The following is a 14,151-nucleotide window of genomic DNA, read 5'->3' on the forward strand; positions in this document are numbered from 1 at the left end:
AGGGCCAGAATCTCCGTCGGTCGTGTCGGGCCGGACGGGTGTCACTGATGCCGGCAGTCCCCATACTGCCGGCGATCGCTCCGGGTCAGGCCGCTCGGCGGCCGTCTCATGGAGCCTTGCACTGCGGCGTCCCTGCCGCAGGGTGTTGCGTTACGCGGCCTGCGGCACTTTCAGCGAGCGCACCAGGCCACCGATGTCCACGATCAGCGACACCCGGCCATCGCCGAGGATGGTGGCGCCGGAGACGCCCGGGATGCGGCGGTAGTTGTTTTCGATGTTCTTGACCACGACCTGTTGCTGGCCGAGCAGTTCGTCCACTTCCAGCGCGATTTTCTGGCCATCGCCTTCGACCACCACCACCAACGGTTCCTGCGAGGACTGCTGCCCGCCGAAGCCGTAGTAGTTGGTGAGCGACAAGATCGGCAGATACTCGCCGCGGACCCGCAACACACGGCCGTCACCGGCCATCGAGCGGATGTCTTCGGCGGCCGGCTGCAGGGCTTCGAGCACATACGCCAGCGGCAGGATCAGGGTTTCGCCAGCCACCGACACGGTCATGCCGTCCAGGATGGCCAGGGTCAGCGGCAGACGGATCAGCACGCGGGTGCCGCTGCCGGCATTGCTTTCCAGCTGCACTTCGCCGCCCAGGCCCTGGATGTTGCGGCGGACCACGTCCATGCCCACGCCACGCCCGGACAGGTCGGTGACCGCATCGGCGGTGGAGAAGCCGGGTGCGAAGATCAGGTCCCACACCTGCGAATCGGTCGGGTTGTCCGGCACGGCAATGCCGCGTTCGGCGGCTTTTTCCAGGATCTTGGCGCGGTTGAGGCCACGGCCGTCGTCGCTGACCTCGATCACGATGTGGCCGCCCTGATGCGAGGCCGCCAGCGTGATGGTGCCGGTCTCGTCCTTGCCGGAGGCGCGACGCGCATCGGGCATTTCCAGACCGTGGTCGATCGAGTTGCGCACCAGGTGGACGAGCGGGTCGGCGATCTTTTCGATCAGGCCCTTGTCCAGTTCCGTGCCTTCGCCGATCGTGCGCAGGCGCACCTGCTTGCCGAGACGGCTGGACAGGTCGCGCACCAGCCGCGGGAAGCGACGGAACACCGCATCGACGGGCAGCATGCGCACGCCGATGACCGCTTCCTGCAGGTCACGGGTATTGCGTTCGAGCAGATCCAGGCCGGCAAACAGACGCTCGGCATGCGCCGGGTCCAGGCCGGTGGAGACCTGCTTGAGCATGGCCTGGGTAATGACGAGTTCGCCGACCAGGTTGATCAGCGCATCGACCTTGTCGACGCTGACGCGGATCGAGCTTTCCGCTTCGGCAGCTGCGGCCTTGGCCGGCGTTGCGGCAGCAGCGGCCACCGGTTCGGCGGCAGCGGCCGGAGCTGCGGCGGCCACCGGTGCGGCCGGCGCGTCCACGGCCAGGCTCGGCGGCGGGCCGGGCACCGCCATCGGGCGGATGTCCAGTTCGCAGTCGTCCACGACCCAGGCAAAGGTGTCTTCGATCTTGCTGCGCGGGATCTTGCCGATCAGGCCCAGATCCCACGCCAGATAGGCTTCCAACGGGTCGATGTTTTCAAAGCCGGGCATGCGCTCCAGGCGTGCGGCAATCTGCAGCGGGCCCAGATGCTCCAGCTCGCGGATGATGCGCAGCGGATCGTTGCCGCTCATGAACAGCGACGGCGCAGGGGTGAAGCCGATGTGCCAGGCTTCGGGCTCTTCTTCCTTCGGCTTGGCAACCGCGGCGGCTGCCGGGGCTTCGCCGGCCAGCACCGCGTTCAGGCGCGTGTGCACGGCCTTGACCGCGGCCGGGTCGGCCGGCGTGCCGTGTTCGGCTTCGCGCAGCAAGGCGCGCAGCACGTCGACCGAGCCGAGCATGGCATCGACCGCATTGGGTTCGAGCTGGCGCTTGTTGGAGCGCAACTCGTCCAGCAGCGTCTCCAGCACGTGGGTCAGGCCGGCCACGGCCTCGAACCCGAACGTGGCAGCGCCGCCCTTGATGGAGTGCGCGGCACGGAACACCGAGTTGATGATTTCCGGGTCGCGGTTGCCCTCTTCAAGGGACAGCAGCCCGGCCTCCATCGCATCGAGCCCTTCGCGGCTTTCCTCGAAAAAGGTGGCGTGGAAACGTTGCAGGTCCATGCTCATGGGCGTGAAATCCGAAAGTGAAGCGAAAAGGAATTAACCCAGAACCTTCTGGACGGTGGCGATCAGCTGTTCCGGATTGAACGGCTTGACCAGCCAGCCGGTGGCACCGGCCGCCTTGCCTTCGGACTTCTTGTCGGCCGCCGACTCGGTGGTGAGCATCAGCATCGGGGTGAACTTGTAGTCCGGCAGCTGGCGCAGCTCGCGAATCAGCGAGATGCCGTCCATGTTGGGCATGTTGACGTCGGTGACCACCGCATTGAAGCGCTGGCCCTTCGCGCGGCCCAGCGCAACGGCGCCGTCTTCGGCTTCTTCGACGGCAAAGCCGGCAGAGGTGAGGGCGAAAGAGACCATCTGGCGCATCGACGCCGAATCGTCCACCACCAAGATACGTGCGCTCATGCGGCGTTCTCCACAGATTTCAGGTTGTCATTGGATGCGGAAAGCCCCAGTGCGTCGGTGACGCCGAGCAGACGTGCCGCATCTCTAAAAGTGTCGTTGCAGCCATCGAACTCGGTGTGCAGACCGGCCTGGCGGCGGCTCTGCACAAAGGCGCAGAGCAACTGCACGCTGGCGGTGTGGATACGCCGGACTTCACCGGCATCAAGCACCAGGTCGCCGTCCTGGGTAAGGAATCCGGCAAGCTTCTGCTTGAGGTCGGCGCTGGTCTCGATGCCGAGATCCTCACCCAATGTCACTGTGCTCATTGTTGCTCCGAACGGATGGTTCTATGCGTACTAACGGCGGAAGGCGGAAAAGCTTTAACGGTGAATCGGCAACACGCCAGATTGTGCAAGCTGCGTATCAATGCAGCAGGTGCGTGGCATCGAGCAGGATCATCGGCTGATGACCCAGGCGCGCGACACCGCGGAACAGGTTGTTGGAAATGCGGCACAGGCGGGCGTTGTCCGGCGGCTCGATCTGCTGATCGGTCAGGCTGGTGACATCTTCCACGGCCGACACGCGCAGGCCCATGGTTTCGCCGTTTTCTTCCAGCACCACCACACGCGTTTGCAGGTCCATGTCCACCGGCGTGGAGCCCAAATGGATGCCCAGGTCGATCACCGGCACCACCTGGCCACGCAGGTTCATGATGCCGAGCATCGCGCTCGGCGTGCCGCGCAGCGGCAGCAACGGGACCGGTAGTACCACTTCCTGCACCTTGAGCAGTTCCAGCGCATAGGTCTGTTCGCCGCAGCGCAGACGCAGCCAGCGGGTGCTGCGTTCGCTGGCGCGGCGTTCGGCGTGGATCGTGTCGGCCTGGCCGGGGGCCAGCAGCGCCTGCAGGCCTTGCGGATAGACCGGGCCGGGTGCGGCGCGCGGCGGTGCCGGCGCTGCACGCGGGATGGGTGCCGGCGCGGGCGTGGGTGCAACGGCAGGTGCGGCGTCCAGCCCGAACGCCGGGTCGGCATCCATTTCTGCGAGCAGGTCGGCAGTGAGCAGATCGACCGCGGAGCCCGGCGCGCCGAAGGCAGGATCGGCATCCATTTCGGCCATCAGATCGGCCGTGCTCATGAACGCGCTGGGGGCCGCCTCGGCAAAAGCCGGGTCGGCATCCATCTCGGCCAGGAAATCGGCAGCGATGTCGGCGGCACTGGGGCCGGCAACCACCGGCGGACCGAAGGCCGGGTCGGCGTCCATCTCCGCCAGGAAGTCGGCAGCGATGTCGGCGGCACTGGGGCCGGCAACCACCGGCGGACCGAAGGCCGGGTCGGCGTCCATCTCGGCCAGGAAATCGGCGGCGATGTCGGCGGCACTGGGGCCGGCGATCACCGGCGGACCGAAGGCCGGGTCGGCGTCCATCTCGGCCAGGAAATCGGCAGCGATGTCGGCGGCGCTGGGCGCGGCAACCACGGGCGCACCGAAGGCCGGATCCGAATGCATGTCGGCCAGCAGGTCGGCGGCGATCACCTCCGGGGTGGAGGTGATGGCCACCGGTGCGTCGGCCAGGGCCACGGTGTCTTCGTCGCTCGCGGCCAGCATCACCGGCGGCTCGGCCGCACTGGCCACTGCCACGGCGGCGGGCGCTTCCACGCCGGCATCGTGCAGCAGGCCTTCCAGATAGTCGTCCAGCTCACCGTTGGCGGTGTGGTTGCTCATGCGGCTTGCTCCATACGCATCGCGTCATCGGCCAGCACCCATTCCAGCGCGCGGCGATAGGCGGACAGGCCGCGGCCCTGATAGTCGCCACCGGTGGCCGGGACGGTCAGTGCAGCGGCATTGCAGATTCGGGTGTCCACCGGCACCGCGTCTTCCCAGACGACCGGGCCGTAGGTGGCCTGCATTTCCTTGAGCGTCTCGGTACCGGCGCGGGTGCGGCGGTCGAACAGGGTCGGCAGGATCGACACCGGCAACTCGCGGCGGCGCGAACGCTGCACCATGTCGGCTGTGCGCACCATGCTGGCCAGGCCATGCAGCGCGAGCGGCTCGGCCTGGGTGGGCACTACCACGCGGTCGCAAGCGGCCAATGCATTGATCATCAGCAGGCCGAGCGTGGGCGGGCAGTCGAGCAGGATGTAATCGTGCTGGCCGGCGTGGCGGGTCATGGCGTTCTGCAATGCCAGGCCCAGGCCGGGCTGGTTGGCGCTGCGGCGTTCCAGCGTGGCCAGTGCGGCCTGGGCGCAGACATACGACAGACCGGGGATGCTGCTGTCGTGCGCCAGGCTGGCCAGGTCGCTGGGCGGGGTGCCGAACAGGTCCAGCACCCCGCGCGGCGGCGGGTCGATCGCCACGCCGAACGCGCGGGTGAGCGAGGAGTGCGGATCGAGGTCGATCAACAACACCCGGTGGCCGAGCGCAGCCAGGCCGCGACCCAGTGCCAGCGTCGTGGTGGTCTTGCCGACGCCGCCCTTTTGGTTGGCGATTGCCCAGATACGCATCTCACTGCACTCCTTGAATTACGGCGGGGACGGAACTTGTGCCGCTTTCGGTGGTGACGGCCGTTTGGCCGCCGTCAGACTTGGGTAGCTTTGGCGCCCCGGCGGCGGTCGCATGCAACTGCGATGGCGGATCGGGTGCGAGTGAGCCAGCTGAGTCAGCGAGGATGATCAACACCACACGCCGGTTCGCATTCCGTCCCGCCTCGGTTGAGTTATCGGCACGTGCGCGGAATTCTCCATAGCCCACCATCGCCAATCGTTGCGGGGCGATGCCATCGTCGGCAAACAGGTGCACCACGCTGGCCGCGCGCGCGGCCGACAGCTCCCAGTTGGACGGAAATTGCGCGGTGGCGATGGGCTGGTTGTCGGTGTAGCCCTCCACACGCACGCCATTGGGCGCATCGCGCAGCACCGCCGCAAGCGTGGACATGGTGCCGCGCGCACCGCCGGCCAGGGTGGCCGAGCCGGTGCCGAACAGGATGTCGCTGTTGATCTCCACCTCGATCCACAGATCGTTGCGGCGAATGGTGATGAGTTGCTTGTCGATCAGCGGCGCCAGCGTCTTGCCCAGTTGCTGGGCCACCGCATCCATCTGGCGCTGCGCACGCGCCAGCTGCGCCTGGTTGCGCAACGACACCGGCATGCGCATCTGCGCGGCCATCGACGGCAGCAGGGTGGGGTCGGTGGGGCCGTTGGAGGCGGCCATCGGCGCGCCGGCCTTGATCACCGAGGGGCGGTCGTAATCGGCGCCCAGGGTCTGGGTCTTGCCGATCTGCACCGGGCTGGCGGCAGTGGACGAGCCGCCGAAAGCGGTGGTCAGCGCCTGCGCCATGACCTTGTACTTGCCCTCGTTGAGCGAGGAGATTGCGTACATCACCACGAAGAACGCCAGCAGCAGCGTCATCAGATCGGCATACGGAATCGCCCACGCTTCGTGGTTGCCATGGTCTTCGTGATGTTTGCGACGGCGGGCCATGACGGGACTAATGCAAGTATCCGGCCAATTTCGACTCGATGTTGCGCGGGTTCTCGCCCTGGGCGATCGCGATCAGGCCTTCGATCGCCATTTCGCGCTCGTTGGTGCTGCAGTGGATGACGCTCTTGAGCTTGGCGGCAACCGGCAGGAACAGCAGATTGGCCGAGGCGATGCCGTAGATGGTGGCGGTGAACGCCGCTGCGATGCCATGGCCGAGCATGGCCGGGTCGGCCAGGTTCTTCATCACCGCCATCAGCCCCAGCACCGCGCCGATGATGCCCAACGTGGGCGCATAGATGCCCATGCCTTCGAACACCTTGGCCGCGGCAAGATCCTGACGCTCCTGGTTGTCCACTTCGATCTCGAGCATGTGGCGCATGGCTTCGGGCTCCACGCCATCCACCAGCATCTGCAGCCCCTTGCGCAGGAAAGCGTCGCTCTGGCGCGGCAGCTGGTCTTCCAGGCCCAGCAGGCCCTGGCGACGCGCGATGTTGCTCCATTCCACGATCCGCGCAACAAGCTGCGGCCGGTCGCTGGCCGGCGGCTGCACCACCCAGCGCAGGATCTTGAACGCGCGCCGGAAAACTGCCGGCGAGGTATGCAGCAGGATCGCCGCCACGGTGCCGACGATCACGATCACGAAGGCAGCCGGCGACCACAGCGACGAAATGCCGGCGCCCTTCAATACGCTGCCGCCGACGATCGCCACGATCGCCAGCACCAGTCCGATGATGCTGAGTCTGTCCATGCATGCGGTATCGGCCCAAGCGCGGCGGACTTGATAGATGCGCCTGGTTGGGGCGCCAGAAAGTTGTCGTCCCGGGGGATGGGTCTTCAGTTGCCGGCTTCGCGGGCGGTGTGCACGGCCGGGGATCGGTTCCCCGGTCGGAAAGGTCTCAACGAACTCAGTGATACCCAGCGTTAGCCCTGCTTTAGCAGAGCAGAGCAAACGCACCGCCTGCGCGGGGTTGAGCCCCTCTCCTGCGGGAGAGGGGTTGGGGTGAGGGTACGTCCAGGCGCAGCTTTCGGTCTCTGGCTTCGCTGAGGAGCACGAGCGCTGCCGGGAGACGTCTCTTCGGCTCCCCAAACATGCTTTATGACTCGCCATCACGGCACATCCCTGGGATGGCGATGGCAGCCAAGTGGCGTGTGGTGGGCGGTGTTCTGGCGTGCGCCAACACGCATGTCGGCCGTGTCTCGCGTTGAGCTCGGTTGCGAATGAAGGGAGGAGTGCAGTCGTTTCGGTAAACCGCTTGCGTCTGGTTGCGGGCGAGGCGTTTTGCTGTCCGTGATCGCGTTGCTGCAGGCAGGCTGTACCGTGCACCGCTCAAGCGTGACAAGCCTTTCGCACATCGTGGATGCCCCACGACGCCGCGGGCCTGCTGCGCGGCAGAATGCGTTGCTGCATGGGCTGTGGTACTTAGTTTCCCACTGCATTAGAACGATCTAATTGCGTCCGCGCAGAAGCGGACGCAAGAGGAGGGGGCCGGGTCGCTGCAACGGCGCCGGATATGTCTGTGTCACTTCGCGCGGCGTTCCTGTCCGATCGTTTGGATCGACGCAAATCCGCCGAATCCGATCACCTTTGGGAGAGCATGATCGAAATGAACTGCATGCCATTCGCACGCAACCGCAGCACGCTGTCCGCCGGTATCGCCATCGTCTTGTTCGCGAGCGCCGCCTCTACCACCGCTGCCGCCCAGCAGGCCGACGTCACGCCGGCGTCCACCGGCCAGGCCGAGGTGCAGGCCACGGACCTGGACGCGGTGACGGTGACCGGCTACCGCTACGCGATCGAAAAAAGCCTGGAGCAGAAGCGCAACGCCAACGCCGTGGTCGATGTGATCACCGCCGAGGACGTGGGCAAGTTCCCCGACAAGAACGTGGCCGATGCGCTGCAGCGCGTGCCCGGCGTGGTCATCAGCCGTGACGGCGGTGAAGGCAAGAACGTCAGCGTGCGCGGCCTGTCCTCGGAGCTGGTGCTGACCGAATTGAACGGCAACTACATCGCCACCGCCGAGTCCAATGGCGACCCGACGCGCTCGTTCAACTACACCTTGCTGCCGTCGAACCTGCTGGGTAGCGCCGAGCTGTACAAGACCCCGGAAGCGCGCATCGACGAAGGCGGCATCGGCGGCACGGTGATCCTGCAGACGCGGCGCCCGCTGGAACTGGAGCCACATTCCGGCTTCGTCTCTGCCGAGGGCACCTGGTCCGATACCAGCAAGAAGACCGACGGCCAGTTCTCCGGTTCTTACTCTTGGCACGACCAGGACAACCGCTTCGGTGTCTTCGTTGGCTACACGCAGCAGAAGCGCACCGCACGTACGCTCGATGCCAGCACCGAGAGCTGGCAGTGGTACGGGCGCGACGAAGTCGGCCCGGCGGTCGACGTGAACGGCAATCCGTCGGACTTCAATGCCAACTGGTGGGGCGGTACCGGTTTCTGGAACCAGGACGGCAATTACTCCACCGGTTTCATGATGCCGACGGCTGTCAGCCTGGACGCCAAGCGCGAGGAGCGCGAGCGCAAGGGCGGGCAACTGACCTTGCAGTTCAAGCCCACCGACGACCTGACCCTGACCGCGAACTACTTCCGCTTCGACCTGTCGCAGGACTCGCAGACCAATACCATCAAGATTCCCGAGTGGAACATCGCGCGCTACTTCGGCGACGGCAACTGGCGCGGCGGGCGCCTGCTCGACCGGCTGCAGTTCGATCCCAGCGGCACGATTGTCACTGGCGCCGCCTATAGCCTGCGTCCGGGCAAGACCTATTATTGCAGCGAGGCGCAGGCCGCCGCGGCCGGCCTGCCTCCGGGCGGCTGGGGTTCGGACGACTGCACGGTGCCGACGCCGCAGATCACCGGCAGCTACAACATCGAAAAATCGCAATCGCAGACGGTGGACCTGGGCGGCGAATGGCGTGGCGAGCAGGTGGACGTGGCCTTCAAGGCCGGCCGCACCTGGGCCAAGGGCGGGCCGGAGCTGCAGTTTTCCCTGCCGATCAAGCCGCGCCTGCAGAACGCCGACGGCAGCTGGACCAATGGCAACTTCGCCAGCGCCTGGGACCTGACCGGCACCCCAAGCATGACCTTCTCGCCGGAGCTGATGCAGAACCTGCGCGACGGCATCCTGCAGGTCGACCTGGGCTCGACCGGTTCGTCCTGGACCCGCAACACCAATCAGCAGCAGTACGCGCAGATCGATACCACCTGGCATTTCGATGGCGAGGTCCTCGACTCGCTGCAGTTCGGCATCAAGCGTCGCGACGGCGGCATCCACCGCAATACCGGCAACAACTACTGGGTGTGCCCGGGCACCGACCCGGGCGACTACGACAACCGCTATTGGAACGGGCGCTGCAATGCCATCGCCACGCAGTTCTCGCCGGGGCTGCTGTTCGCGCAGGACAACCTGGCCGGTGGCGTCAACGCCAGCGCGTTCCCGGCGATCAACTTCCCGGGCTACATCGGCTACTTGAACCAAACCTACGGCGCGATGCAGACCCGCAGCGAAGACAACTTCGTCTACAACGTCGACGAGGAGATCTATTCCACCTACCTGCAACTCAACTTCCACACCGAGCGTCTGCGTGGCAACGTCGGCGTGCGGGTGGCGCGTACCGGCCAGCGTGCCGATTCCACCGACAAGGTGACCGCCTACAACGACTACTTCTTCGACGGTGCCGACGGCAATCCGCTGGCCTGCCAGCAGGGCGCCGCCATGCCCGGCGGCGCCCCGGCCGACACCTATTGCGGGACCGAAGGCTACTGGCGTTTGTCCGACAGCGTGCAACGCACCGAGTCGTTCGTGGTCAGTGGGCTGGACCGCAACTACACCGACGTGCTGCCGAGTTTCAACCTGGCCTACGACCTGACCGAGAACCTGCTGCTGCGCGCGGCAGCCGCCAAGGTGATCGCACGTCCCAGCTACAACGACATCGCCGCGCCTGGCAGCCTGGAGTTTTACAGTCCCGAGTACGTGGCCGACCGGCGCCTGACCGGCGGTGCCAGCGAGCAGGGCTGGTACGGCTCGGGCAGCAACAAGAACCTGGAGCCGTACAAGGCCAACCAGTTCGACCTGGGGCTGGAATGGTATTTCCAGCCGGGCTCGGTGGCAGGTGTGGGACTGTTCCGCAAGAACGTGGAGAACTTTGCGGTCGACGTCATCAGCGACGTGAACATGATGGTCGACGGGCAACCGGTCACCGTGCAGAACTACAGCACCCAGGCCGGCGGCCAGGATGCAGTCTCGCAGGGTGTGGAGTTGTACGCGCAGCACACGCTGCCATTCGGTCTCGGTGTGCAGTTCAACTACACCTACAACGATGCCAGCAAGGCAGCGGTGCGGCTGGAAGACGGTACCGAGGCCGGCAAGACCTCCATGCCGGGCAGCGCCAGAAACCAGACCAACCTCACCGTGTTCTACGAAACCGACAGCCTGCTGCTGCGCGCCTCGTACAACCGTCGCGGCGAGCTGGTGCAAGGCCTGGTCAATGGCCTGAATGTCTTTGAGGAGCCGTACTACCAGATCGACGTGAACGCGGCCTACAACATCACCCCCGCGCTCAGCCTTACTGCCTCGGTGCTGAACCTGACCAAGCAGGAGTCCCGCTCGCACCTGGGCGAAGACACCCGCGCCCGCTTCTATACCGGCGGATACGCAGGTCGGCTGGCGTACCTGGGATTGACCTACAAGTTCTAGGCGCTAGTGTGTCGCGCCCATGCCTGCCGCGTGGCGGTATGGGCGCGATGGTTTGGCGGCCGCCCGGCTGCAGTGGAAGTGAACTGTTATTTCGATGAAGCAGAACGGGTGCAGGGGGGGCATATGCATCGAAGCCCTGTGCAGCAAGGCTTACAGCCCATTCGGAAATTAAGGCACGGCGAATCGCAACACAGCCGCAACATAAAAAATGAGCGCTCGCTGAATAAAGTTTACGACACAATGTCGCTCTAAGCGACATTGGGCCAAATGGCTGATATTCTGACTCCGTCATCGCGGGGAGCAAAAATCCGTGCCATGGTGTGAGTAGGCAACTACTCGAGGGCGAACAGCCCAAAACACCCCGAGCGACGCGTCGGCGGCCGGCAACGGTCGGGACCGTCGGGAAGGGTCAGGTGGCTGCGGCAACGGCTCGCAGCCATAGATTGGAGGAGGGTAGTAACTGGCGTTTCCCCATTCCCGATGTAGCAACGGAGCCTCTCCACCCCGGGGAGGTGCATCGAGGAAACCAACATGGCTTCACCTGTTGAAAGGAAAGATGATAAGCGCCAGCTGCTTGATACACCCAGAGTTCCGTAGACACTCAAGACCCTCGTTGCGCATAGCGCCGTTCAAACTCTACAGGGGACAGGTCACCAGTTGAACCGTGGCGGCGGTTGGGGTTGTAGAACATCTCGATGTAGTCGAATACCTCGGCGCGTGCGGCGTCCTTAGTGGGATAAATCCGTCGCCTGATCCGCTCGCGTTTGAGCAGGCCGAAGAAGCTCTCCACGGGTGCGTTGTCGTGGCAGTTGCCACGCCGACTCATGCTGCACACCAAGCCATGGGACGCCAGGAAACTCTGCCAGTCATCGCTGGTGTAGACAGACCCTTGGTCCGAGTGAACCAGGCAACCAGCGTTGGGTTTGCGCCGCCACACCGCAGACAACAAGGCCTGCACGACCAACTCGGTGTCGGCCCGATCGCGCATCGCCCAGCCGACGACCTGCCTGGAAAACAGATCGATCACCACAGCCAGGTACATCCAGCCTTCGTGCGTGCGAATGAAGGTGAAATCACTCGCCCAGGCCATGTCCGGCTCAGTCACGTCGAACTGTCGGTCCAGCAGGTTGGCCGCCGCCTTGCACGGCATTCCGCCATGGAAGCGCGGTTTGCGACCATAGCCTACCTGGGCACGCAATCCCGCGGCGCGCATCAATCGATGCACACGATGGCGACTGCAACGCTCACCCAGATCGCGTAGGTCCTTGGCGATCTTGCGATGCCCATACACACTGCCGCTGGCCAGCCAGTGGTGCTTGATTAGTCCAAGCAACCGATCATCTTCCTTGGCACGCTCACTGTCGGGCGCCTTTAGCCACGCGTAGTATCCAGCCCGGTTCACCCGCAACACCCGGCACATCGCACACACCCTGAACTCCCCGCAGTGGGCTTGCATGAAGGCGTACTTTGCCTTTACCCCTTGGCAAAGTACGCGGCGGCCTTTTTTAGGATGTCGCGCTCCTCGGTCACTCGACGCAACTCGGCCTTCAGGCGCCGAACCTCGGCGCTCTGGTCCACCTCGGCGCGCTGTACCACGCCGGGCTTGCCGAACTTGCGCAACCAGGCGTACAGGCTGTGCGTCGTGACACCCAGCCGCTCGGCGACTTCTGCCACCTTGAACCCACGATCAGTCACTTGCCGGACCGCCTCGATCTTGAACTCATCCGTATACCGCTTGCTGCTCATAGACACCTCCGAATCGACCATTTTCCATGGCCATGAGATGTCTAGGAAACCCTGGGCGTATCAGCTACTGAAATGGTTCAAACGGGTTTTTTGCGGCCCTTGGTTGTTCCGGCTCTTAATGATCGTGTGGAAGGTGTATGACCATTTTGATCGTTGAGCGCGGCGCGGGAAGTTCGGACCCTAAGACCTATCAGTAGCACCCTCCTTTTTATCTACCCATGCAGGAAGAGAGGAAATGCTCCACAAGGCTTTAAAAACGGTCCGCGAGGTTCACCGTATGCAACAAGGTGAGCTAGCGGAACGCCTAGGCATATCTCGGTCACACCTTTCGGAGATCGAATCTGGGAAGAAGGCCGCTTCCGTGGAGCTTCTTCAGAAGTTTGCAGAGGTCTTCGACGTGCCTGCCTCAACGTTCCTGAGCTTCGCCGAAGCCATCGAAGGCCCCTCGGAGCGACGACAGAAGAATGCTAAGAGATTGATGAAAGTTCTGGAATGGACACTGGATACCCAAAATGACGCTTCCACGGAAAAGCGCGAATCGATATGAAGTCACGTCTTCGGCTTTCTTTCGGCTACCTACGCTGAAGGCACTCGCAAGGTTGCTTCAATGGGAAGGCTCACCAAGCGCGCTCCGAGCTCTGTGCAAACGGCCTGACAACTTCACCGAGTTCCCTCGAATTCATCCCCGAACCAAGAAAGAACGCCTGATTCAAGCGCCATCTGAGGTCGTTAAGCCGCTTCAGAAGCGACTTAACGTGCTGCTAAAACAGGTCCGCGTGCCCGACTATCTTCACTCAGGGATCCCAAAGCGCTCCCACCTCTCCAACTCTGAGAGCCACATGCGGGCGGAAGGTGCAACCGTAACGGTGGATGTCTCCGACTTCTACCCAAGCATCACGCGTCAACGTGTCTTTAGGCTTTTCAGAAATGTCTTCGAATGCCCCGGGGATGTGGCGGATGCGATGGCTGACTTGGTCTGCTATCAAGGGAAGTTGGCAACTGGCTCCCCGGCCAGCGTGCTTGTCTCTTTTTGGGCCTGCCGTGACATGTTTGACCTAATCGCCCAGCGTGTGACCGCTCAGGGAGGCACGTTCACGCTCTACGTGGATGATGTCGCCATCACTGGGGACACAATCGGACACGGCGATATCCAGTGGCTGGATCGTTTGCTGAGAAGGTTCGGTTTTAGCTCGAAAGTTGAGAAGGCAAAACTGTTTCGGAAGACCCGCGCCAAGGTCGTCACGGGCCGAGCGTTTCGGCATGGCATCAGTCGAGCTCCGAACAAAAAGCACAAGGAGATGCATGAGGCGCGGGCAGAGATTGAGAGCGGTCGGGCAACCATCAAGGACAAACGTGGATTGGTAGGTCAGCTCGAAAACATAGGAAATCTCGATCAAGAACGCGGAATAAGCTTGAAGGCGGAGGCCAAGAAGCTACGAAGCACGCTACCTCCTCCGAGGCGTAGACGTCGAGCCATTCCCAGGCCAGTCAAGACCGGGCCGGACGTTACAACGTGAGTGACCAAAGCATCGTCCGAACTCCCTGTCCACGATGCGGTGGGGAACGCTCTTGTGATCTTTTGCATAACCTGATCGAAGAGAGCGACGACCATAGTCATCCGGAGCATCCAATGTGGGGAGGCGCGAGCCATGGTAATCCCCCCACAGGTTAGCTGACGCCAGAAGTGGAATTT

Annotated in this window: 11 protein-coding genes; 3 read left to right on the forward strand and 8 right to left on the reverse strand. The window is 63.9% G+C overall.

Annotated features, from left to right (window positions below):
• Window positions 1-150 precede the first annotated feature (150 nt).
• From RZV17_RS09605 to RZV17_RS09635, 7 genes are all read right to left on the reverse strand, one after another.
• The gene (locus RZV17_RS09605) at window positions 151-2,154 is read right to left on the reverse strand and encodes a chemotaxis protein CheA (RefSeq protein ID WP_166748528.1); all 2,004 of its coding nucleotides are present in this window, start codon (window positions 2,152-2,154) and stop codon (window positions 151-153) included.
• A 33-nt stretch (window positions 2,155-2,187) separates the two neighbouring features.
• On the reverse strand, window positions 2,188-2,553 hold the full coding sequence (locus RZV17_RS09610; RefSeq protein ID WP_002806565.1) for a response regulator: 366 nt from the start codon (window positions 2,551-2,553) through the stop codon (window positions 2,188-2,190).
• Window positions 2,550-2,858: a lipid asymmetry maintenance protein MlaB gene (locus tag RZV17_RS09615; RefSeq protein WP_039413671.1), complete on the reverse strand. Its 309-nt coding sequence runs from the start codon at window positions 2,856-2,858 to the stop codon at window positions 2,550-2,552. The genes RZV17_RS09610 and RZV17_RS09615 overlap by 4 nt, the downstream gene beginning before the upstream one ends.
• A gap of 97 nt (window positions 2,859-2,955) precedes the next feature.
• Window positions 2,956-4,251: a chemotaxis protein CheW gene (locus tag RZV17_RS09620; RefSeq protein WP_355608911.1), complete on the reverse strand. Its 1,296-nt coding sequence runs from the start codon at window positions 4,249-4,251 to the stop codon at window positions 2,956-2,958.
• Window positions 4,248-5,030 (reverse strand): ParA family protein, encoded by a 783-nt coding sequence (locus RZV17_RS09625; protein WP_047696185.1) that lies wholly within the window; start codon window positions 5,028-5,030, stop codon window positions 4,248-4,250. Before RZV17_RS09625 ends, RZV17_RS09620 begins: the two co-directional genes overlap by 4 nt.
• A gap of 1 nt (window position 5,031) precedes the next feature.
• On the reverse strand, window positions 5,032-6,006 hold the full coding sequence (gene motD, locus RZV17_RS09630; protein ID WP_355608914.1) for a flagellar motor protein MotD: 975 nt from the start codon (window positions 6,004-6,006) through the stop codon (window positions 5,032-5,034).
• 7 nt (window positions 6,007-6,013) lie between these two features.
• Window positions 6,014-6,754: a flagellar motor protein gene (locus RZV17_RS09635; protein WP_039565224.1), complete on the reverse strand. Its 741-nt coding sequence runs from the start codon at window positions 6,752-6,754 to the stop codon at window positions 6,014-6,016.
• Between the two features lie 802 nt (window positions 6,755-7,556).
• Between RZV17_RS09635 and RZV17_RS09640 the strand changes: the two genes are divergently transcribed.
• Window positions 7,557-10,712: a TonB-dependent receptor gene (locus RZV17_RS09640; RefSeq protein ID WP_355609287.1), complete on the forward strand. Its 3,156-nt coding sequence runs from the start codon at window positions 7,557-7,559 to the stop codon at window positions 10,710-10,712.
• Between the two features lie 601 nt (window positions 10,713-11,313).
• Here RZV17_RS09640 and RZV17_RS09645 read toward each other — a convergent pair.
• Window positions 11,314-12,458, reverse strand: a protein-coding gene (locus RZV17_RS09645; protein WP_184440652.1) for an IS3 family transposase whose coding sequence is annotated in 2 segments (ribosomal slippage) — window positions 11,314-12,221 and window positions 12,221-12,458 — 1,146 coding nt in all. Because the reading frame shifts where the segments join, the coding sequence is not laid out codon by codon here.
• Window positions 12,459-12,693: 235 nt separating this feature from the next.
• On the opposite strand from RZV17_RS09645, the gene RZV17_RS09650 reads away from it, so the two are divergent.
• The gene (locus tag RZV17_RS09650; RefSeq protein WP_179455313.1) at window positions 12,694-13,005 is read left to right on the forward strand and encodes a helix-turn-helix domain-containing protein; all 312 of its coding nucleotides are present in this window, start codon (window positions 12,694-12,696) and stop codon (window positions 13,003-13,005) included.
• Entirely contained in the window at window positions 12,971-13,975 is a 1,005-nt protein-coding gene (locus RZV17_RS09655) for a reverse transcriptase family protein (protein ID WP_179455315.1), read from the forward strand. Before RZV17_RS09650 ends, RZV17_RS09655 begins: the two co-directional genes overlap by 35 nt.
• Window positions 13,976-14,151 lie beyond the last annotated feature (176 nt).

The sequence above is a fragment of the Xanthomonas cannabis genome (assembly GCF_040616535.1).
Taxonomy (GTDB): Bacteria; Pseudomonadota; Gammaproteobacteria; order Xanthomonadales; family Xanthomonadaceae; genus Xanthomonas; species Xanthomonas cannabis.